The sequence below is a fragment of the Serratia sp. MMO-28 genome (genome assembly GCF_037199905.1).
GTDB lineage: Bacteria > Pseudomonadota > Gammaproteobacteria > Enterobacterales > Enterobacteriaceae > Chania > Chania oryzae.
The window spans coordinates 12669-35930 of record NZ_JBBCVB010000033.1; the positions used below are offsets into that span (position 1 = coordinate 12669).

The window sequence follows — 23262 nt, forward strand, 5'->3', positions numbered from 1 at the left end:
CAAAAAAAATTCTCACCCAATTCAAATTACAATTAAAATTCATTAATAACAATTAGTTATAGAAAATTCATTTTCATCAAAGGCACTAATTATCACAAAATTTAATAAATAAATACATTTAATTAACATTTTTAATGGCGTTTTTTTGACACTATCTTCACTTTTAGATTATAAATTTCATTCTCTTTGGCCAATAAAACCCAAAAGCTCATTGTCTATTGCCATGCCTGTTTTCCAGATAACAACGAAAATGTATTCGATTATTCTATGGAGCACGCAGAATGCAGAACAAAAATTTGACTGCGCTAGTCGTTGACAGATGTAAAAATTTACCTGAGCAAAAAGCCTATACGTTTCTCAATGATGCTCTCGATGAGGAAGCGAGCTGGAATTATGGCGAGCTCTATCAACAAATCATTTTCTGGGTACGTAAATTCAATGCCATCAAGGATAAAGAACTCTTTCTTGCCTTTCCTCCAGGTCTCGATTTTATTGCGGCATTTTTAGCCTGTTCCTGTAGCGGAAAAGTAGCTATTCCTATCCCGTTACCGTCAAAACGCAACAAGTTGCGTTTTAAACAAATTACTGATATTTGTGCCTCAACAACATTGGTAACAACAATACAGAGCTACGCGAAAATTAAGGATGTCTGTACAGCCCTAGAAAGCAATATCAATATAATCACGAATGGTGATTATATTGATGAAGAAGAACCTGAGATAAATTTCCCTGATAGTGAAAAAACCGCATTTATACAGTTTACTTCGGGTTCGACATCCTGTCCCAAGGGAGTGAAAGTTACTCACCGTAATATTCTTGCCAACCAGAAAATGATCGCAGAATCTTTTGGTCACAATAGTAAATCACGCGTTCTCGGTTGGTTACCTGCAACCCATGACATGGGTTTAATTGGAATCATTTTGCAACCTCTTTACGCTGCGATTCCTTGTTGGCTTATGTCACCAGCGCACTTCTCCCGCATTCCTGGCGATTGGCTGCGCGCCATTTCACGCTACCAGATCACAACTTCAGGGGGACCGAATTTTGCCTATAACTTATGCCTAAACTTTCAACCAGATAATTCGCTCGATCTCTCTTGCTGGCAGGTAGCATTTAACGGTGCAGAACCGATTATGCACAACACGCTACAAAAATTTTATACGAAGTTCGGCGCGTATGGCTTTAGAGAGGAGGCCTTCCTTCCTTGCTACGGGCTGGCGGAAGCAACGCTTTTTGTTACAGGAAAAGGTTCCCTGTTACCAGTAGTTATGGAAAAAGAGGTTGTCGAACATGACGTTAGTCAGAAAAAATGTTGGGTATCCAGTGGCCGGTCACATCCATGGACGACCATAAAAATTATCGACTCGGTGACCAGACAAGTAAAAGCCGAAGGCGAAATCGGTGAAATTTGGGTTGCAGGTCCTTCGATAACCCAAGGCTACTATCGACTCCCACTTCAGCAGCAACCATTTGGCTATGTGCTGGGAGATGAAAAAAATCCCATGCTGAAAACCGGAGACCTGGGGTTTATCTATCACAACGAATTATTTGTTACTGGGCGCTTAAAAGACCTTATTATCATTAACGGAGTAAATATCTATCCTCAGGATATTGAGCATGCCATTTCCGATCTGGAAAACCGGGTCGCTTTCAATGCAGTTGCCGCTTTTGAATACGAGAATGATAGCCAAAAAAGCATTGGTCTAGCGATAGAAATCAGCCGCCAGTATCGCCATGAATGGCTGTCGATTGCACGTAACCTGCATCAGCAGGTTATTAATCTCACTGGTGTACAAGTCGGTCGCATTGTTGCCCTAGCTCCAGGGCAACTCCCACGCACTACAAGCGGCAAAATTCAGCGCCACCGTTGTCGTCAGATAGCTAGCGATCTCTGCCATTCCTTTATCGGCGTCTACCCGACGGACAAGGGGGCGATTCAAACCTCGTGTGAACCTAAACACATGCCACTTGATGATGCCACACAGATATTTCTCGACATTATTAACTCTTACACAATTGAACAGGTAGACCCTTCCGCGCTTCATAAAACCCTGCCGGAATTGGGAGTAGACTCTATATCAACAATGAAAGCGGCATCGGAAATCAACCACCGGTTCGGCACTTCTTTGACCAATGAGGTGCTGGAGGGCGATTCTACGCTGGGGGAGATGCTGAATAATATTCGCCGCTCTGGCGCGTCTATTCTTTCTCCCCAATCGGTTACAGACAATAAGTATTTCACCGGTTTGTCACGACTTCAACTGCGCTATGCGATGCTGGATCAGTTAGCGCAGTTGGCATCACCGCCCACTGTTAATGCCTCAATCCGTTTCACTGGCGACATTGATGAACGATTACTGGCACGCTGCCTGCTCAATCTGACCAAACGCCATGATGCTTTCTGGCTAAAATTCGAGAACGGCATGCTCGTCGATGGGGCAAGTTACCAAGAGCCCGAAACTTTGCCTTTTGAAATCATTCCTTGCGGTCCTGAAGAACAGCAGATACACAGGGAAGCGTTTCTTTCACGCAACTTCGACGCTAATGCTCCCCTCTACCGGTTCGCATTGCTTCAGTTACAAGGGAAAAGCACTGGTTCTGAACTGTTGATTTGTGCCCATCACATTATATTTGATGGCTGGTCGCTCGATATCTTGGTTAATGAGTTAAGTACAATGTACGATGCTGGCATGCGATTTATCCAGCCTAATCTTGCTCCTTGTACCTCGTATCAGATGTTCGAACCGTGGATCGAACAGCATTTTCCATATTCAAACCTGCGAACACAGTTTGCCTCTCTGAGCGAATTTACAAGTACCCCAGACCTACCTGGAGAAACGGATTATCCGGAAAAAAACGGACATTTTGAGTACATTTTACCGGATAAAATTCGTCAAGATGTTCTGGCGATAGCCAAACAGCTTTCCCTATCTCCGATGGTTATTTGGATAAGTCTATACGGTTTACTGATCGCCAAATTAAGCGGTCAGCAGAAGCTACTAGTGGGGACGCCATTAGCTCTAAGAGATGCGCCAGGTAGCGTCAATAATATTGGGCTATACTTGAACATTGTACCGGTAAAAATTGATATCACTACACCACGCCACTTTACTGATTATTGCCAAAACGTTGCCACCTCTATTGAAGAGATTAAAGCTTATGGCGGGTGCGACATTTATATCCCGGTAAATGACAGCGATGAAATCGGGCAACGGTTTAACCCTGAGTTTTTTTTCAACTATTTACCTAATTACCATCATCAGGGAACCTTCGGTGATATTCACTATCAATTGACTCCGCATCTGGCACAAACTGCTCATTTCGACACCACACTTTATATCATTGAAAAAAAAGAGAAAAGCAACCTTCTTCTTACGTGGAAAAAAGGTAAATTTAGTCAAGAAAAAGCCGCTCGCTTCATTGAACAATTACTCCAGCTTTTGCAATATGTCACCATGGACAGGCAGAAGTTGTTGGCTGATTGCACATTGATTCCGGCGACAATGTGGCAGCAGCCGGAACCTTGTATCTGGCAAGGAAGTGTTGTTCAACAAGCTTATCGGTGGGCAAGTGTAACGCCTGAGCGCACTGCTATTGAGTTTGGTCAATACCACATCAGTTGGAAAGCATTGGTCAATCAGGCCGACTGCATTGGTAAACAGCTAGTTGCACAATGCGTACAGCCCGGAGATATTGTCGCGATCATTGCCACTAGAACGCCTTCTTTGGTGACCGCAATTTTGGCAACGCTTCGCGTTAATGCGGTTTTCGCAATTATTGATGGTTCATGGCCCTCCGAGCGTATCGACAAAGTTTTATCGATAGCAAATTATACACAATTTATCGATCTTAGGGAAAACTCACCCTACGACACCCTTTTTTCCCCAGAAACATTCAAACGAGCCTTGGACCAGGATGAGTGCGTCATATCAACGCTACCACCTCTTGCGCATCAACCTGATGATCCAGCCTGTCTAACCTTTACTTCTGGGACAAGTGGAGTTCCGAAAGCAGTTTTAGGGTCGCATCATGGTTTGTCCGCTTTTCTGCCTTGGCAGGAAGCACAGTTTTCCCTCAACCAGAGTGACAGAATTTCGCTTCTTTCTGGTCTGGCGCATGATCCATTGCAAAGAGATATTTTCACCGCTTGGTGGACAGGTGCAACACTGGTTATTCCCGAGAATAATATCATTAGCGAAAGTTATTTGTTTAGTGATTGGTTCCGCAAATCGCGTATTACCGTAACCAATTTAACCCCTTCAGTCGCGCAGCTTTTCACCTTTGAAGCAAATAGCGCAACCTCTCTACCAGCACTCCGTTATCTGTTTCTGGTAGGGGAAACGATCACTCGTCAGCAAATTCAGCGTCTGGAAAAGGCCGCACCCAATGCAACGGTTGTAACACTATATGGCGCAACCGAAACCCAACGCGCTTTGATGCATGCTGTTTCCGATCGCAGTCAGCAAGGCCCTGTCACTCTGGGAACCTCCCCTCCAGGAATGAAACTTTATGTTCTCGATCCTGTTGGAAAGGTGGCAGCTGTAGGTCAGCCTGGAAAACTAGTAATCGCCTCACCCCACCTAGCAAAAGGCTATTATGCAAGAGGCGAACTTCTCCCACTACCCTCAGCCCATCAACCGGGGCAAGACTATGTGACGGGTGATTGGGGATATTACCTGAGCAACGGCGAAATCATCTGTACCGGGCGTAAAGACCGACAGTTGAATATCAGAGGCTACCGGGTAGAAGCTGGCGATATCGAGAGCTCCGCACTTAGCTTGCCCGGCGTCGCATTTGCCAGAGCGAAATGGTTTAATGACACACAACTGCTTGTACTATTTGTGCAGCTTGATGGCATTGATTGCGCACAGCTTTATACACATCTGCAACAGGCTCTTCCACAATATATGTTGCCTCAGCGTATCGAAGAAACCATCACCATTCCACTCACCGCAAACGGCAAACTCGACGAATCAGCCCTAACCCTCAACGATAGACCAGAGATGGAGATGCAGAACACAGTAGTGTCGCCGCTGTTTCTTTCCTGCATTAATGAAACGCTGGGTACTGTCTCTGTTAATCCGGACTTATCCTTCATCCAAGCTGGAGGTACGTCCCTCAAAGCACTACATTTGCAAAGCACGTTGCACAGCCAGTATCAACTTCTGATTCCACTTGCAACCATAATAAACGCCCCCAGTATTAGAGAACTGGTCATCGCGATTGTGGCATTAGTACCAAATGATGCAGAAAAAATGCCGATAATAACGGCCGATTCAGCACAGACTGACACACCTTTCCCGCTCAATGATATTCAATCTGCTTACGTTGCTGGCCGCCAGCAGGCAATAAGCCAGTCAAAAATTGCTTCTCAGTCCTATTACGAGTATCAGACACACAATCTCAATCTTTCTCGTTTCGAAGCGGCATGGAATAGAGTTATTCGTCATCATGCCGGGTTAAGAACCCGTTTAGTTGAAGGATGGTTACAGCAGTCTCCTGCTGAAACACCATGGTATGATATTCACGTGGACGATTTGAGCCATCTTTCGGTTGTTGAACAACAGGAGAGACTAACAAAGAAGAGAGACAAACTGGCAAACGAGCAGTTTGATTTAATGCTCTGGCCTTTATTCTTGCTCGAAGCGTCCGTACTCAGTTCTGAGTTAACCCTGCTACATTTTCGTATAGATTACGTCATTGCCGATGCTTGGAGTTGGAATATCATTCTGAGCGATCTACACGCTTTTTATTCGGGCCAAACAGAACAACTCTCCCACAGCGAAATTCATTTTCGTGATTACGTCCTTGCTGAAAGAAAGTGGAAACAAAGCCCGGCATACCGTGAGAATCTTCGTCAAAAAGCTCAGTTGATTGGGCAATATTTCAATGCGCCTCAGTTACCTCTTATCAAAACCATTGAGAGCATCACCACGCCTCATTTTAACCGACTATCACACACTTTACCCTCCTTGTCATGGTCACTGATACAGACTCACGCTAAAGAGGCCAATATTACGCCCACGGTGTTGTTGGTGACATTATTGGGGAAAGTTATCTCGCACTGGAGCACTGATAAAAAGCTAACGTTAAATTTAACCACGTTTGACAGAAAAGGCTGGCATCAGGATGTACCAAATATCGTCGGTGATTTTACCTCGCTGCTTCTCCTGCCGATGGACTTTTCCGGCGACCATAATCTGCGTACGCTTTGCGAGATAAACAAAGCCCATCTACTAGAAAATATGGGAGAAAACCAGCCTAGCTGGCATCGAAATAATCAGGGAAATAAATCAGAATGCAACTGATGAAGATGGGATGCATCTTTTCCCTGTGGTATTTACCAGTAAGCTGGGAATTCGCCACTCGTCTGAAGATCTCCCTGACTGGCTGGGCAATAAAATCTATGGTATTTCAAGAACGCCTCAAGTCTGGCTGGATTGTCAATGTGAAGAAGACCAGAAGGGAAATTTACTTCTCTATTGGGATGTTCTGGAAGATCTGTTTAATCCAGAAACCATTGACCAGATGTTTACTTGTTTTACCAAAAAACTGGGGCAACTCACACAAGGATTCTCTGAATCCTCATTACATATCGGGCTAAGTGATACCGATCAGGAGATGCAAAGTCAGGCTAATAGCTACCGCAAAACATTTGCCCTTGAGACACTATCATCTCCACTTACCTTACAGTGGTTCAGGCAACCGGATGCTCCTGCGATCGTTAGTGCAAACGGTTATATGTTGACCTGGCAACAGCTTCAGGAGCGGGTTTACACCTTTACACGCCAGATTCCTGATACGCTTGGTTCCGGCAGCCCTGTCGCTATCCTGCTGGACAAATCCGGTGATCAAATTGCAGCGTGCATAGCCTGTCATCTGAAAGGTTGCAGCTATGTTCCTATAGATATTCACCAGGGAACAGAACGTATAGCAAAAATTCTCTCACTCACTACCTGTGAGTTCGCGTTCGCTCAATCCCACGGACTTGCCGCTATTTGTCATGAGCAAAATGTTCGTGTCACAGTGACCTCCGGTAGCGATTTATCTTATTTGTTCTCTGAATCCTCATCAACCCAGTCTTCTCTTTACGATCTTGCTTATATCATTTTCACCTCAGGCTCGACCGGGGAGCCCAAAGGTGTGGCGATAACGCATGCAGCCGCAGCCAATACAATTTACGAAATTAACGATCTTTTCAGTGTTGATGAGAAAGATGTTGTTTTTGGTATTTCATCACTGAACTTTGATCTTTCCGTTTATGACATTTTCGGCGTCTTGGCAAAAGGCGGTACTCTGGTTTTACCCGATCCCGCACACCTACGCGATCCTGCTCATTGGCTAACGTTACTGGAAAAATATCAGGTCACTATCTGGAACAGCGCCCCTGCGTTGATGCGAATGCTGATGCAATATTGCTTTGATAACCATCTGCGGTTACCTGCCTCACTGCGCCTTATTATGCTCAGTGGGGACTGGATTCCAGTTGATCTTCCTGCACAAATCCGGCAGATAACGTCTGATTGTACTCTAGTTTCGCTGGGCGGCGCGACAGAAGCGGCGATTTGGTCGAACTATCACCTGATTGAAGAACGCAAGTATGAGGTCAGCATTCCTTATGGTCGCCCACTGGCAAATCAGACTATGTATATTCTTAGCGAAAACATGGAACCATGCCCCTGTCTTACCACCGGCGAAATCTGGATTGGTGGTGCGGGGGTTGCCATGGGATACTGGCAAAATCCCACACTGACCGCACAAGCTTTCATTACACATCCCGTTACCAGCGAGCGATTATACCGCACCGGAGATCTTGGCCGCTGGTTACCCTGCGCTGAAATTGAATTCCTTGGCCGTAAAGATTTCCAATTAAAAATCAATGGGTATCGAATTGAACCCGGAGAAGTTGAGCATCAACTCATGCTGCTTCCCAATGTGAAGAATGCCTTAGTGATTGCTATCCAGCAAGGCAAAAAAGGAAAGCGGTTAGTGGCTTATCTTACCACCTCTGATAATACACAGCCGGATGTTGACGTTCTTCGACAGGTACTTCGCAGCAAACTTCCTGATTACATGGTCCCAACACAATTCATTATCTTGCAGCAATTTCCATTGACACCAAATGGTAAAATTGATCGCAAAGCTCTGCCCTTGCCAGCCCCCACAATGACAAATCGCTCTTCGCACTCACAGAACTGGTATCAAAGTTTTATTTGCCAAACCTTTGCTGAGATCATCGCGATCCCCAAACCGGATATAAAAGCGAATTTCTTCGATCTCGGTGGAACCTCTCTCGAAATTATTAAGCTACAAACTCGCATCAATAACGAATTTGGGACAAACATACAAGTCGCCGATCTTTTCCGTTACGCTACACCGGAACAGCTTGGTCGTTTACTTGAAGAAAAGATGACGAGGCAAGAGAACCACTCCGTGCCAGATATGAATACATCTGAAACAGCCAACCGTCGTCTTCAGGCCCGCCAACGTCGTGGGCAAAGAAGATAGTTTACGCTTAAAAGGATAATCAATGAAACAGGATAATGTGGTAAATGAAAGTATCAATGATGATAATGCCATTGCGATTATTGGTATTGCATGTCAATTCCCTGGGGTAAAGGATTTTTCTGCTCTTTGGTCGGTGCTAGCAAATGGAACAGAAACCATTCAGCATTTTTCTGATGAAGAACTTCTGGCAGCTGGCGTACGTTCGGATCGCTTGTACGCCAAAAATTATATTAAATCAAAGGGGGTTTTAACAGATGTAGAATACTTCGACCATGAACTGTTTAATATCGAACCTGAGCGTGCGATATTAATGGATCCGCAACATCGAGTTTTTATACAAAAATGTTGGGAAGCGTTGGAGGATGGGGGATATGATCCTCATCGCTATCCTGGTGCAATTGGTTTGTATGCAGGTTGCGCAATTAATACTTATGTTCTTAATAACCTACGCCATGCCGATCGGAGTCTCTCACACCGATTCAACTCAATTGAATATCTGGTGATGACCGATAAAGATTTTCTGAGCACCCAAACATCCTGGCTACTGGGATTGACCGGTCCCAGTATGACAGTACAAACAGCATGTTCCACCTCTCTCTCCGCAATCCATTTAGCTAGTGAAAGCCTGCTAGCTAGAGAAAGCGATATGGCGCTGGCGGGTGCGGTTACCATCTACTCACCGCAAGTGAAAGGCTATTTATATGAGCCTGATAGTATTATTTCACCTGATGGCCATGTCAGATCGTTCGATGCCAATGGCGGCGGAACCGTTTACAGCTCTGGAGTTGGCGTTATATTACTGAAGCGTCTGACCGATGCATTACGGGATAACGATAATATCCATGCAGTAATCCGCGCTACAGCAATCAATAATGACGGGAATCGCAAAGCATTGTTCAGAATGCCAAGTGCAGAAGGTATCGAGCATGTTTCATCCGTTGCACTCGAACTTTCGCAAATCCCTGTAGAGAGCATTGGTATGCTAGAAGCTAATGGCTCTGGCACCCTCTTTGGTGATCCAATAGAAGTCGCCGGGTTAACTGCCGCTTACAGCCGCTATCAACTCAAGCCACAGTCTATCCCATTAGGATCAGTAAAGAGTAATATTGGCCATATGAATGTTACAGCAGGAATGGGGGCAATATGTAAAACCGTAGCGGCCCTAAAAGAAGGACAGGTTCCACCATCAATTAACTATAGTACGCCTAATCCTGGTATTGATTTTTCACGCTCACCGTTCTTCGTTTGCGATCGATTAATGCCATGGCCACACCGTAATGGTCCCAGACGCGCTGCAGTAAATATTTATGGTGTCGGCGGAACAAATGCTCACGCTATTCTTGAGCAAGCCCCGGAGAGTAAGAGTGCCGAAGATCACCACCAATATCATTTATTGATGCTTTCAGCTCACTCTTCGAGAAGCCTAAAGGAAAACCAGCAGAAATTGCTGAACTTTATTCACAACAAGACCGCGCATCCAGGGGATGTCGCATTTACATTAAACCAGGGCCGCCAGCAGCTTAGACTGAGAAGTTATGCGATTGTCGGGCCAGACGGGAAGATGAGTGATTTTTCCACGTCTCATCAGCTAGTGGAAATTGCGACACAAGGTCTAAATTTAGTGCTGGTTCGCGACAATACTTCAGTAACAAAACTCGTAGCATTTTATAAAAATAATAGTGTTCTACGAAAAAAATTGGACGACTATATTACTCAAGTACCAGAACTACATGTCGCACTTCATGCTAATGAGTCGTCGACAAAACTGGATGGTTATTTACCTGAACTCCTAGTGCTATTTAATGATGCATGCCTCGCTCAATATATCATCGATAGCGGTATAGTCGTTACAGATATTCACAATACCAGCCCGGCAACATTATTGTTATTAAACAACATCCTCGATGTGAAGGATATAGTTGAACTATTCCGAATCATTCATTTTTATGGTGGCATAGATAGTCAGGATAAAGTACTGGAGTGGTTGAAACATTCTGAGATTAAAATATCCCCGCGTGATTTTTACTCTTCTGCTCTTGAAAAAACGATTTGTACTGGGGAGAAATTAACAGCAGCGCAGATTTACCAAATCATGACCAGTGAATATCCGAATAATAACCCAGATACTTATCTGTATAATAAAGCCCCATATACTGTAGTTTCTTCCAATAATGCATATACCTTTGAGATAGGCCTAGAAGATTACTACCTTAATCCGGAAAAAGCCATCTTGGAACTTGCAGCAAAATTGTGGTTAAACGGATTTAATATTGATTTGAAAAAATGGTATTACGAAAGTCCTCGTAAAAGGATTTCGTTACCGACCTATAGTTTTGAGAAACATCGTCACTGGGTTGATATCCCTGTTGAGACCCGTTCATCAAATTATGATGTTGCACTATAATGAACGTTAGAAAAAATAACAATGATGTTTATCATTCGAGTTTGCTGTAACTCATGATAATACCCCCACGGACGGGGAATAAAAATTGCAGCCAGCAACCTAACAAGGATAACCACTGTATAAACATGTCTACTACTAACATCGATGTAGTTAAAATAGCTCAGGATCTGATCCGTATCCCAACCATCAACCCACCCGGTAATGAAAAACCGGCAATAGACTATATTCAGAACTTACTCAATAACTACGGTATCAAGAGTACGATATGCGCTCTTGACCAGCAGCGACCAAATCTGATCGCCAGAATTAAGGGGAACGGGAATACTTCACCGGTGCTTTTATACGGGCACGTAGATGTAGTCCCTGTGGAAGATGAAAAATGGACATACCCACCTTTTTCAGGAGAAATTCAGCACGGCTTTTTGTGGGGAAGAGGTGCACTTGATATGAAAGGTGGTGTCGCTATGATGCTTGCTGCATTCCTTGAATATCACAAAAAACCGGGGAGCTCGGATATTATTTTAGCCATAGTGAGTGATGAAGAAGCTGGTGGAAAATACGGCGCAAGTTTTTTATGCGATAAACATCATGATCTTTTTACCGGTGTTAAACATGCAATCGGCGAGTTTGGCGCATTTAGCTTTTATATTGCAGGACAACATTTTTTACCCATCCAAGTCGAAGAAAAAATCCACTGCTCCGTAGATATTACACTTTTCGGAGAAGGAGGACACGCTTCGGTCCCCTCAAATAACAATGTCATATTTCGGGCTGCAAAAGTTTTGGATGCAATTAATCATCTTAAGCCAAACTACTCTATCACGCCCAGCGTAAAAATGATGATTCAAGGGTTAAGAAATAAACTCAAAGGAATACCACGATTTGTTCTTGGACTTTTACTACATAGAACCACCATCCCGTTAGGACTAAAACTTCTTGGTTCCCGACGTCGCGTCTTTGAACCTTTGTTACGAACGATGATAACGCCAACCATCATACATGCGGGTCTGAAACGAAATGTTATCCCTGATTCGTTGACGATCGAATGTGACATCAGGCTACTGCAACCAGGGGATGAGACCATCCTGCTTAAACAACTCTCTCGCTGTGGCGTCAAACTAGAGGAGATAACCTTCAATATCACGGCCGAAAAAAAAACCTCTCCAGAGATGAGTCAATATGAATCACTATGTAGGATCCTTAAGGAAATGGTTCCTGATGCTCATCCTGTTCCTATGCTGCTACCGGGCGTCACAGACGGTAGGCATTTTTCCCGGCTGGGCATACAAACCTATGGTTTTTTACCGATGATTATGCCGCCAGGCATCGTTTTCAATCAGTTAATACACGGTATAGACGAGCGGATTGCAACTGATACGCTTATTCTCGGTAGTAAAGCCATTTATCAGTATATAGCAACCTATGGAGATGGGTATGTTGCGCCAGCTTAGAAGCTCAGAAGGTAATATTTATGCATTGATTTTTTTTCCTTATGCAGGTGCAAAGCTGGATCTGTTATATAAACATCGCCATTTTATTGATAATCAATTTGATCTATGGAGTTATTCTACTGATATCCAGAATATTATCCCCTCCATTGAGCAATTATCACAATCCTTGGCAAGTCAACTCATTGCGAACCAGGGAAAAAAATTCATTATTGTTGGATATAGTTTTGGCGCATGGCTAGCTAAAGCCGTAACACAAAAAATTAGCGACATCGATCAACAACGCATCAAACATCTTTTTTTATGCGCCTCCAGCCTTTTTCATTCTGAAAAGAGAAATCCCCTACGAGTTTCTCATTTACCAAGCCATTTAATGCTAAAACATCTAAACGACACCTTTGGTTCACCGGAAGAAACTGGAATTATTGCTGAAAACCAGAGGTGCAGAATGAGCATACCTCTACGTTATGAACTTGCTATGATGGATTATTACAGACCGCGACATCATTACGTTGATGTCGCGACAACATTAATGCAAGAAACTGAAAATTTTCAAATCGACTTAGTTAATCAGTGGAGTAAACTTTTTTTACTCCGTGAATCTTTTTTATTTGATGACGGACATTTTTTTTGTCTTCATCCACAATCTCTTTTTTGGAGTAAATTAAATGAATTGGCACTTCAATTTGTAAAAGAGAATATTTCCCCTCCCACCACATCAGTTTACTAACCGGTTTTCATAATGTGGATTGGTTTAAAACCTTGGAACTGACGCCCCGGGTGTTGCAAGTACTGGTTCGATACGGTTTGCGACCATATATCCGGCGTCATAAGTAGGTAAAGGGTACCGCCTGACAGTGCGCTCAGAACACCCCACCTGAGTCGCAATATCGACAATGTATGCACCTTGCTTGCGCATTTGCTTTATCATGTAAAAGTCCTCTCTGCTCAGCATGCTGATGTCCTTTCTGGTGTGAGAACCTCAAGGAAACAACATGTTGGGTGGAGCGGACAATCCAAATGGTGAATTACTGTCTTATATCATTGGCGCTAACACCTGCAAACTCAGTGAAACGTGTTTTCTTTAACGCTGTATTAAGTTAACTCACAGTAAAAGCCTTGTTCATATTAAAATCAACACCATCGGTCAGTATGCGCCAGATGATCTGGGTGAGTTTATTTGCCAGCGCTACGGTGGTTTTCAGGAACCCTCGCCGGGCCTCGAGCCTTTTCAGCCACAGACCCAGGCTATCATCGCGTTTTTTCACACAACGCATCACTGACCGTGCGCCATGAATGATTAATGTTCTCAGGCTGCGATTGCCGTTTTTTGTCACAGTAAAAGTATGGCACCGGCTACGTTATGGAGGGGCGTCCATCACATCACTACATACCCAGTGTTACCTCTCTTTTCCCTCTGTTTCAAAATGACAGTCGTCAATTATCTGAAATTAAGGTTAACGCTGCTTATGTTATCCTCTCAGCACACATGGTAATCTCTTGGTTTTACTCTGGTATGGTCGGATTTATTCATGGACAGTATGGCTGACAATCCCGTTACTCTCATCGATACCCTGCTGCAGGACACATGGTTGTTTGTGTTAAGGGTAAGAAATGATCCCTCTGCGTTTGTCAGTGACGCGTCTCATCAGCAGGCGATAACGCTGGTGGAGAATGTGCGTGCTGTACTCACTGAACGGGGTGCCTCAGAACGCCATATTGACGCTATTACCTACGCACAATGCGCCTTACTGGATGAAACTGTCCTCACCCGCTTGAGTCCGGGGATACACGGCAAAGACAGTACGATCAATCTCGCCTGGCATGCATTGCCACTTCAAGCCCGTTTCTTTTCCACTCTGGATGCAGGTAACCAGCTTGTGGAACGCATCAAGGCCCTGCTGCGCGAGCCCGCCCCTGACAGGGCTGTGTTGACCTGTTACCAGCGGGTGTTGAGCCTGGGTTTTCATGGGCGGTTCAGCGAGAATTCGCCAGAACGCCAGACGTTGCTGGATTCACTGAATGCATTGGTGCCTGCCTTTGAACATCCGATGCCAACCCCCATTATTGTGCATTATCGCCCACGCGCTCGGGATACGTTGCTGCATTCCCGTGTGCTGTGGATAGCCCTCTCCGCGATGGCGACCGTGGGGTTAATCATTGGGTTGCAGCTTTCGCTACAGCAGTTATTGCAATCCGCCCTGCCGGGGTAAATGTAGACTTCTACAACATCCGGCTGCGCAGGTTTGGCATACCGGGTAACACAGATGACCTGATGCGCCTGCGGGGTTAACGGCGATGGGCGGTAGCGTGCTGCTTTTTCAGGTCAGTTAATGTTGGTTTTCTGAAAAGGACATCACTATGACCACTTTACCACCGGTACTCACCGGGCTGACCTTGAACCGTTATCATCTGCTGGTCAAAGGCAGCAATGCGCCGCTGGACGTTGAGTCCTTTGAGGGCCATGAAGGGTTAAGCGAGCTGTATCGTTATACCCTTATCCTGACCAGCCCAGAACAGGATATTGATCCGGCAACGATGCTGATGAAGGATGTCTCCTTTGTGATGCAGACGCTGCCGCAAACCGCGTTTCACAGCACCACTGCCCCCGAAGTTCAGCGTACCGTGCATGGGGTGGTCACCCATTTTTCCCGTCTCTCGGCTTCCCGTGACGAAGCCGTCTACCGTATTGTTTTCCAACCCCGTTTTGCCCTGTTGGATAACACCCGCCGTACCGCCATCTATCAGAATCAATCCGTGCCGGAGGTGGTGGAAAAAATCCTGCGGGAAAATCACAACTGGCCGGGCTGGTTGTACGACTTGCGTTTAAGCCGTAATTACCCCAAGCGTGAGTTGATCACCCAGTTCATGCAGTCGGATTTTGAGTTTATCGACAGCCTGCTCAGTGAAGTCGGTATCTGGTTCAATTTTGCCATGGACCACGAAATCAAACATGAAGTGGTGCAGTTTGGCGATTCTGGCCGCAACTGGCAGTTCAATGTTGACGTGCCGGTGGTCAATCCGGCGGGTATGCACGACAGCAGCCTGGAATCAGCCTGGGATTTACAGGCACGGCATCAGGTGGTTGAAAAATCCGTCAGCGTCAAAGACTACAATTACCGCACGGCAGGTCACCCGCTGGATGCACAGGCTGATATCACCCATGATGATGACAAAACCACCTACGGTAATGACTATCATTATACCGACGGTTATCTGACTGACGGCGACAAAAACACACCTAATGACAGTGAAGCCGAAACCGCCCACTTCTATGCCCGTTTGCGCCATGAGCGCCAACTGAACCAGCAACACCGTCTGAGCCTGAAAAGCAACGCAACCTTTATCGCCCCCGGCCAGGTTCTTAAATTGACCGGCGAGACGACCCGTGCGTTTGCCAATGGCATGCTGGTCACCGCGTTTAGCTCTGCCGCATCACGCAGCTCAAGCTACCAGCTTGAAGTCGAAGGCATGGCTTACCGCGAAGGGGTAGACTATCGCCCTCCCTTGAAAGCCCGCCCACGTATCACCGTGCCGTTACCAGGCCGTGTCACCAGTATCACACCGAACGACACCTACGGCCATATCGACAAGATGGGGCGTTACCGGGTGAAGTTTGATTTTGATCAGGACACCTGGAAAACCGGTTATGAAAGCCCGTGGCTGCGTCTGGCCCGACCCTACGCAGGGGATACGTATGGTCTGCATCTGCCATTATTAGCGGGGACCGAAATATCCGTGATGTTCGATGGTGGCCATCCCGATAAACCGTTCATCGCCCATGTGCTGCACGACTCCAAACACCCTGACCACGTCACGATTGAGAACTACAAGCGTAACGTCCTGCGGACTCCAAGCAACAACAAAATTCGACTTTCTGATGAACGTCAGAAAGAGCATATCAAGATTTCCACCGAGCACTCGGGCAAATCTCAACTCAATCTTGGTTACAACGTCAACGCCAAACGTGAACTGCGCGGCGAAGGTAACGAGTTGCGCACGGATGGCCACGGCGTCTTCCGTGCGGCGAAAGGTGTCTTTATCAGTGCAGACGGTCAGCCACTGGCAGATGGCCCGATGCTCGAGATGCAGCCCGCGCTGGATGAACTGGAAGCGGCCCGCCAGGAAGCGGCGGGTCTGCGTGCGGCGGCAGAAATGGCCAAGGCCGAGTTGGCCGACATCGAAAAGCAGGCCAGCCTGATGAACGAGACGCTCAAAAACCTGCAACAGCGGGCGCTACTGCTCTCGGCTCCGGCAGGGATTGCCCAGGTGACACCGGGTAGCCTGCAATTGTCGGCAGGCCAGAACCTGATCGCCACCACCGGAGAGGATGCCGATTTCAGTATTGGCAAAAAACTGCGTATCGCAGTGGGCGAAACGCTTAGCCTGTTTGCCAAGGCAATGGGCATCAAGATGTTTGCGGCAGCGGGCCGCATCCAGATCCAGGCACAAAGCGATGCGCTGGATATGTTCTCGAAAAAGGACATGACGATAGCCAGCAGTGACGGCAAGGTCACGGTCAGCGCCAAAACCGAACTGCTGCTGGAGTGTGGTGGCGCATTTGTGCGTATCAAGGACGGCAAGGTGGAAATCGGTGGCCCCGGTAATGTAGCGATTAAATGTGCGACGCTGCAAAAAGTGGGCCCTGCCAGCCAGAATGCGGCGTTGTCCCTGCCAGAACACTGTGCGTCAATGATTGACGCTGCCGCTTCAGGCCAGGGCTCAACCGTAGCGCTGAGTTAAGGAACAAAAAATGACCACCCCCGAACACACAGACACCCTGGTGCAGTTTGACTATTCCGACGCCGCGATTGCCCAACAGGCCGAGGCGATGCTTGCGCCCCTGACCGCACAACTGGCCCACAGCGGGGAAAACGTCTTTCTGCTTATCGACCCGGCGAAGCTGGAACTGAACGCCAGTTCACCCTGGATCCAGGCACTGACGGAACGCCAGCCGGAGCCTGTTCCGCTGCTGCACGGTTCAATCCCCCAGGCATACTACCCGTGGCTGGTCACGCTGGATCTCAACCAGCCTGATGACGTCCTCGTACTGAAAGAGAGTCTCATTCAGGCGTTGCAGGAAACCGACCCGGCAAGACTTATCGCGGGGACCGGGCGCACGGTCTGTGGTTGGCTCACCAGCGCACACCCTGCCCGTGTGGTTGCCCGGCAACTGGGCAGCACTGCCATTCAGACCCTGTCCGGTGGTGGCACTATACTGCTGCGTTACTTCGACCCGGCAGTCAATACGCTATTGTGGACGCAACTGAGCCCCTTCCAGCAACAGCGACTGATGGGCGTGATATCCGGTTGGCATCTGCTGAACGGCGATGGGCAACTTATCTCACATTTGCATGCCGCTGCCGCGTTGCCGTTGCTGACCTTTTCTCTGGGGATAGCAGAAACAGACAGACCCCGACTGGAACAGATCGCGGTGGTGAATCAAGCGATGCAGCAATACCGTGAGCAGACCAAAGCGATACCACGCCAAAACGAAAGCCGGTTGCAAAGTGTCGCACAGCAGGCCCTGCAACGTATCGCGCACTCGTCCCTCCTCACCGAGCATGAGGAACGTGTCATGTTTGCGTTTCATGCGTTGTACTGGCACTCACATATCGATTTACACCCGGAGTTTCAGTACCTGCTGTCGCTGGAGACGTACCCGGCTGAGGTCCGTTACCTCGAGCGTATAGCCGGATTGACCGAACAGGACTGGCAGCGATTTGCCGATGAATGCGACCACCTAGTTAGCCACCCAAGCAAGGAACTGCTGCCATGAGCCAACCCACTCCCCTGATTTGTACCCGTTGCCAGCCCTGTGGCCCGGCCATATTACCGGTACGTTACGCGGCTATTCCTGAAACGATATCACCAAAGCTGCCCGGTTGGGCCACCCCCGAAACGCCGTTCCCGAAAACCGGGGGCTATGACTATGCGCTACGGGCCATGCGGGCAGGGTTCCTGTATGTCTATTACGAACAGAACAAAACCTGGGCCGCCTGGAGTATCAGCCCGGATGGCGGGTTATGGAAACAGCTCAGTGCGCCTGCTGCCCAACCGAAATACAGCTCGGACTGCTCCCGAGGTATCCATAAATCCGCCAACATCGAATTTATTGTGCTGGATGAGATTGCGCTGAGGAGCACGGTCTGGCTCGCCTTCTCACCGTATAAATGGAACCCGGCGCTGTTTAATTTATATGGCAACGATGCGGCACTGCGCAAGAAACGCATGCAGCAGGTGGAATACTGGCACTGGACCGCCCCGGAAGAAGAGCATGGCATTGCGCAAGCCACGGAAGCCAATCTGAAAACCATATTGGATTACCTGCCTGTAGGACCAGGCTGCCCGGCAGGTATACTGCCTTATGATCGTACCCCTTCGCGTATCAGTCTGATCAGTGACGCCTCTCCGTATTACAGCTTTGCTGCTGATGCCCTCCGACCACGCGCCACACTGTATCCATGGAGTAGTGCCAGAGCGGGGAAAAGCAGCGAGACCATAAAGGCATTGCAGACGCGTGGCATCAAACCAGACGGTACCCCCATCAAGCCGTTAATCATGGCAGTGAATGATCCGATAGGTATCGCCCACGAACTCACTGGCTGGTGTGACGATATGGCACTGATGCACAAGCGTTACTGTGATGAACTGGCGGTCGAATATGCCACCTATTACAACATGAAGGGATTGGAGAAAGTGATCAAACAGGCTGAGGAACAATCGTTTGATCAACGTAACGGAGAGCGTAACAAGCAGCGCCAGATCCAAATGCAGATGGATGGCTATATTGCCGATCGCTACAGGGACCCGCTGGAAAAAACCAAACCCTCCCCTGAAAAAATAGGCAAGCATTACGATGAAGTCATGGCAGCCAATAAGGTAAAAGCAACCAATGCTGTCTGGGAAAAATATTCTGATAAGTTTAATCAAACCTGGATAACGGCGTTTGAAGATAGCGACCATAAGCTTGGAAAGGCGATAGGTGAAAGAAACAAAATCCTGATTGACTTAAGACTGCTGTGGCTAAAGCACCCGCTCTTTATTGCGTGCATTGAAGATTTCCATTCCAAGGAAACCCAGGATCACCTTAACTATCGCGAGGCAGTAGGTTATGCACTGGCCTCCATCAATTTATCCGAGTCAGGTAAGAAACAAATCACAGCCTGGATCGACAGCTATTCAACTCAGGATAATAAAAATCTGGTTTGGCGTTATCAGTTCTTCAACTGCCCAGAGGTGATGGCCTCCGTTGCCGGACTGTTGCAGCAGATAAAGTCACAAAAGCAGCCTTCCATGGGTGAAGAGATAAAAAGTGATACACAGAAAATCCTGGATAAGTTATCGGTCTATGCCGATGCGGCCGACCGTGCCTTAAGTGCCATGATTGCGAGTAGCCAGGGGACACAATCGCTGACGCAGCGAGTAATGAGTTGGGGTGACCGGACCCTAACTACCATCACCAATGAAGCGCTGAAAGGCACCGTCGTCGAATCATTTCAAGGTAAAGCCCTGCGAGCAGTCTTCCTGCTGGACTCCGGGGTGACAAAAGTAGAATTAGCCAAAATGATGAATGAGGCCATCGTTTATCCAGAAGGGAACAGCATCTTTGCGACTGATGCACAGAAGAATATTCAAGGGATTATTAATAATAAACTGAACCATGCAGAAAGAAATAGCCGCAGTAAACTAGAGGATTATAAAAATAGATATAATGAGCTAGTCAAATTTTCTGAGGATAAAGAGAGTGTCAAAGCATTTCGTATTAAGTCTCTGGGTGTAATAATATACTCTGTGTTCGCATTAAGCCTGACTGAAAGCAGTAGTGGTTCACTTGAAGACCGTATGAAGTTAAGTGTTCCCCTTTTGTTCGCCGCGAGTTCGCTAGCAGGATTGATAGAGGAAGCCTATAAAAGTGTTATTGAAAAGGAGGCTCAGGCAAGACTGTGGAAGTGTGCAGGTTCCAGTTTAGGCAGTATCGCCGCCGGGATATCAGTCATTCTTGATACCAGCGATGCGATAAGTAAGTTTGAAAAAAAGGGGATTGGTTCATGGTCCACCATTCTGGCAGGTGCCAAGTTACTATCGGATACAGCGTTTACTATTAGCACTGTTGATGGATTACTAGAGGTGTTGGGAAAACGCAGTATTGAGAGTGTTGTTTTCTCAAAAGCTATAAGTGCTGGTGCAACACGGGTTATCGGAATTCTTGCAAGCTGGCAAGTGATGGTAACTATTACCATTGTGCAAGTATTGTATGAATCGTTTCACGATAATGATATTCAGACCTGGTGTGAGCAGTCGGTATTCGGGCAGGAGTCAAAAAATCATAACACCATGATTCTAACTGCTGGCTTAGTTACAGCATTATTGCAAAAGCAGGACGAAATATTGCAAAAAGCAATACAGGAAGTCTTCAACCTTCCCCAGTCAGATGAAGCAAAAAAGAGTGCAGAAGAGAAAAACAATAAAACATTGCAGGATGTGTACAATCGTCGCAGGCTTAAATACTGAAAGGGATCAGACATGGAAAATGAAACAGACAGTCAATTATATAATTACACCAGTTGCTTGCGCAGTGAGTACAAAGATCCTGCTCGACTAGAGGGATGCTTTCGTAGTTTGAGAATTTATCTAGAAAATCGTAAAAGACAAATTAATGAGTATGACAATAAAGTTCACTCGTTAAAAAATGTAGAACCGACCCAGGAGAAGGATGAGCGTGAATATATTGAGGAAACGAGACTTCGCGTTGTCAGAGCGCAGGAGTATATTAAACAGGTAGAAGCAGAAAAAAATAGCTTCCCTCCATTCCCTGAGCTGCCGCCAACCAAGCCCTTGTTCAAAATTAGTGGTGTCCTAGAGGAAGTTTCCTTCAAAAAGGTGATTGGCTACTTTGAGGCGAGTCAATACAGCACGGAGATACAACGCGCGGAAGAGAAGCTTAAGCGGGATAATAAAGGGGCTGTTTTCTTGTTATTGGCGCAGCTTTTTGCTGGCGCAACACCTCTCGCCAGACTCAATGATGGTAGACGGAAGCAGTACAAATGCCTTTACGTTAAGGGAAGGATTGGCGGTAAGGTATTCTCTGGTTGGTTGAATAAAACCAATATTCAGGTGGGTGATTATTTGGAGATGGCAGTAATGCCAGATGGGGATGAGTATAAAATGTATGCAGTTGCCAATCCTCAACAAGGAACCATATCTACCACACCAGGAAGTAATGCAGGTAGCCAATCTTTTTCTTTCAAGCAATCATTAAAAATAAGTGCTATTTTCTGGTTATTATTCGCTGTACCCATTGCCATCTTTGGCCATCCTGATGCACAAGAATGGCTTCATTTAATATTATCATATATTGCTCTTACAACAGCTATGGCATACGGCATGTACCGCATGGCGGTGAACGAAAACAGAGCAACTGGCGATTTATTTGAAAAAATCTGTTTTGCACTTCAAATTCCTGATGGGAAACACCTTGATTTAGATAAACATACGATAAAAGTGATAAAGAGTAAGGAGAAAAAAGGTGAACGCACCTCATCTAAGAATGAAACAATCCCAGTGCCACGCGGCGATACTGTGGAGAATGTTGACTTTTATTATTACCCAAAAGCAAACAACATGGAATAAAAAATCGTTATGCGAATGTATTCAGAGATAATATTCTTAGCAGGCAGCGCGTGGCTGCACACCGACCAGTCTGGTCGAAATTCACGCACTTATGCGGTTACCCTGGGTACGTTATTAATACAAAAATTTATTCATTGACATTTACAGTTAAAAGTAAACCTCAGAGACTCGAAGAAACACATTTTTAACCAACCGTGTATACAGAGGTGTTTTTCACGATGCTTTCAAAACTTCGTTCTGGCTGGGGCTATATTTACTCATACCCTATTGTTCATATTACCATTAAAAAAACCTGAGCATTCATTAATAAAAAATGGGCATGGACAAATACCTTTACCATCAGAACAGCTTTAAAAAAATCATGCTGAGTTTTTTCTTCGCCAGTTCGTTTTTTGTGTTATCTGCCTGGTTTCTCTCATTTCTTCTTTTGGGAGATCAACCTCTTTCATCGATGAAATCTCGTTATAGGGGAATAGAGACCAATGGGTAGTTTATAGTTATCACCTTGATACTTATCATGTATTTTATCATTGCATTTATTCATAATTTAAAATACACCCTATGGGTTTCAGAAACTCAATTCTACATCCGTACAGCACAGAACATCCCCAACTCAGCGTTATCCACGTCTGATATGTATTTTAACTTTACTGATTTAACACCTAGTGATTCTGGTGAGTTTGATATTTGTTGGGGAAAGTGTTTTGGCTATGATGGTAAAGTGCACAATGTGTATGAAGGTCTTCAGTTTTGGTTCGATGGACAGCGCCTGGTCAGTGCAGATCACTTAACGACATATTTGGATATTCCAACAAAATTTCTTGATGTGTTTGTTGGACAGGTCAGGATTGTACGCCCTGATCTGACCATCTCACCTGATGTTCTCAGCCGTCTGAGTCCACCTGCTCTTCCAAATGAATAATGCACACTGTATCGTCACCTTCGCCAGGCGGTTATCGCCTGGGGTAAGGCTCAAATAAATGGATAACCCGTTATGCCAAAAGGAATTATTCGCTTAGGCGACAAACTGACCAGCGGTGGAGAAGTGATTTCGGCCTCCTCCACCATGGACATTGAAGGTAAAAAAGCGGCACTGATTGACGATATCGTCACCTGCCCGATTAAAGGCCACGGGATTAACCGTATCGTCAGCACGGCCCCAACCTGGCTCTCCGACGGCAAACAGGTAGCTTTCGATCAGGCGGAGTGTGCCTGTGGCTGCAAAGTGATTTCCAGTCTGCCCACCACCAGTATTGAAGGATAAGCCCG

Annotated in this window: 12 protein-coding genes and 1 pseudogene; 12 read left to right on the plus strand and 1 reads right to left on the minus strand. The window is 46.2% G+C overall.

The genetic code is table 11. From position 1 onward, the window contains the following. Positions 1-281: 281 nt before the first annotated feature. The 5 genes from WG891_RS22730 (at position 282) to WG891_RS22750 (ending at position 13090) form a co-directional block, all read left to right on the plus strand. Positions 282-6308, plus strand: a complete 6027-nt coding sequence (locus tag WG891_RS22730; protein WP_337264557.1) for an AMP-binding protein — start codon at positions 282-284, stop codon at positions 6306-6308. 10 nt (positions 6309-6318) lie between these two features. Then, entirely contained in the window at positions 6319-8508 is a 2190-nt protein-coding gene (locus tag WG891_RS22735) for an amino acid adenylation domain-containing protein (protein ID WP_337264556.1), read from the plus strand. 22 nt (positions 8509-8530) lie between these two features. Further along, positions 8531-10912: a beta-ketoacyl synthase N-terminal-like domain-containing protein gene (locus tag WG891_RS22740; RefSeq protein WP_337264555.1), complete on the plus strand. Its 2382-nt coding sequence runs from the start codon at positions 8531-8533 to the stop codon at positions 10910-10912. 125 nt (positions 10913-11037) lie between these two features. Continuing rightward, on the plus strand, positions 11038-12363 hold the full coding sequence (locus WG891_RS22745; RefSeq protein WP_337264554.1) for a M20/M25/M40 family metallo-hydrolase: 1326 nt from the start codon (positions 11038-11040) through the stop codon (positions 12361-12363). Next, positions 12347-13090 carry a thioesterase domain-containing protein gene (locus WG891_RS22750; RefSeq protein ID WP_337264553.1) on the plus strand — a complete coding sequence of 248 codons (744 nt, stop codon included), beginning with the start codon at positions 12347-12349 and terminating at the stop codon, positions 13088-13090. Before WG891_RS22745 ends, WG891_RS22750 begins: the two co-directional genes overlap by 17 nt. Before the next feature lie 114 nt (positions 13091-13204). Here the strand turns inward: WG891_RS22750 and WG891_RS27120 are convergent. Then, positions 13205-13315: pseudogene (locus tag WG891_RS27120) on the minus strand (helix-turn-helix domain-containing protein); the annotation flags it as partial. A gap of 577 nt (positions 13316-13892) precedes the next feature. On the opposite strand from WG891_RS27120, the gene tssL reads away from it, so the two are divergent. The 7 genes from tssL to WG891_RS22790 all read left to right on the plus strand — a co-directional run bounded on the left by tssL (position 13893) and on the right by WG891_RS22790 (position 23257). Continuing rightward, positions 13893-14573, plus strand: a complete 681-nt coding sequence (gene tssL / locus WG891_RS22760) for a type VI secretion system protein TssL, short form (RefSeq protein WP_337264552.1) — start codon at positions 13893-13895, stop codon at positions 14571-14573. A gap of 148 nt (positions 14574-14721) precedes the next feature. Next, positions 14722-17103, plus strand: coding sequence for a type VI secretion system Vgr family protein (locus WG891_RS22765; RefSeq protein WP_337264551.1), 2382 nt, complete (start codon positions 14722-14724; stop codon positions 17101-17103). A 10-nt stretch (positions 17104-17113) separates the two neighbouring features. Then, positions 17114-18139, plus strand: coding sequence for a DUF4123 domain-containing protein (locus WG891_RS22770; RefSeq protein ID WP_337264550.1), 1026 nt, complete (start codon positions 17114-17116; stop codon positions 18137-18139). After that, the gene (locus WG891_RS22775; RefSeq protein WP_337264549.1) at positions 18136-20874 is read left to right on the plus strand and encodes a T6SS effector BTH_I2691 family protein; all 2739 of its coding nucleotides are present in this window, start codon (positions 18136-18138) and stop codon (positions 20872-20874) included. Before WG891_RS22770 ends, WG891_RS22775 begins: the two co-directional genes overlap by 4 nt. 12 nt (positions 20875-20886) lie before the next feature. Beyond that, complete coding sequence (locus WG891_RS22780) at positions 20887-21993, plus strand: putative type VI secretion system effector (protein ID WP_337264548.1); 1107 nt, start codon at positions 20887-20889, stop codon at positions 21991-21993. Between the two features lie 517 nt (positions 21994-22510). Then, positions 22511-22915, plus strand: coding sequence for a hypothetical protein (locus WG891_RS22785; RefSeq protein WP_337264547.1), 405 nt, complete (start codon positions 22511-22513; stop codon positions 22913-22915). 72 nt (positions 22916-22987) lie between these two features. Beyond that, a complete protein-coding gene (locus tag WG891_RS22790; protein ID WP_337264546.1) occupies positions 22988-23257 on the plus strand; it encodes a PAAR domain-containing protein in 270 nt (89 codons plus the stop codon). Positions 23258-23262 lie beyond the last annotated feature (5 nt).

Excerpts from the sequence above, each read along its gene's own strand:
- WG891_RS22730 (WP_337264557.1), top strand. The coding sequence starts at position 282 with ATGCAGAACAAAAATTTGACTGCGCTAGTCGTTGACAGATGTAAAAAT.
- WG891_RS22735 (WP_337264556.1), top strand. The coding sequence starts at position 6,319 with ATGCATCTTTTCCCTGTGGTATTTACCAGTAAGCTGGGAATTCGCCAC.
- WG891_RS22740 (WP_337264555.1), top strand. The coding sequence starts at position 8,531 with ATGAAACAGGATAATGTGGTAAATGAAAGTATCAATGATGATAATGCC.
- WG891_RS22745 (WP_337264554.1), top strand. The coding sequence starts at position 11,038 with ATGTCTACTACTAACATCGATGTAGTTAAAATAGCTCAGGATCTGATC.
- WG891_RS22750 (WP_337264553.1), top strand. The coding sequence starts at position 12,347 with ATGTTGCGCCAGCTTAGAAGCTCAGAAGGTAATATTTATGCATTGATT.
- tssL (WP_337264552.1), top strand. The coding sequence starts at position 13,893 with ATGGACAGTATGGCTGACAATCCCGTTACTCTCATCGATACCCTGCTG.
- WG891_RS22765 (WP_337264551.1), top strand. The coding sequence starts at position 14,722 with ATGACCACTTTACCACCGGTACTCACCGGGCTGACCTTGAACCGTTAT.
- WG891_RS22770 (WP_337264550.1), top strand. The coding sequence starts at position 17,114 with ATGACCACCCCCGAACACACAGACACCCTGGTGCAGTTTGACTATTCC.
- WG891_RS22775 (WP_337264549.1), top strand. The coding sequence starts at position 18,136 with ATGAGCCAACCCACTCCCCTGATTTGTACCCGTTGCCAGCCCTGTGGC.
- WG891_RS22780 (WP_337264548.1), top strand. The coding sequence starts at position 20,887 with ATGGAAAATGAAACAGACAGTCAATTATATAATTACACCAGTTGCTTG.
- WG891_RS22785 (WP_337264547.1), top strand. The coding sequence starts at position 22,511 with ATGTATTTTATCATTGCATTTATTCATAATTTAAAATACACCCTATGG.
- WG891_RS22790 (WP_337264546.1), top strand. The coding sequence starts at position 22,988 with ATGCCAAAAGGAATTATTCGCTTAGGCGACAAACTGACCAGCGGTGGA.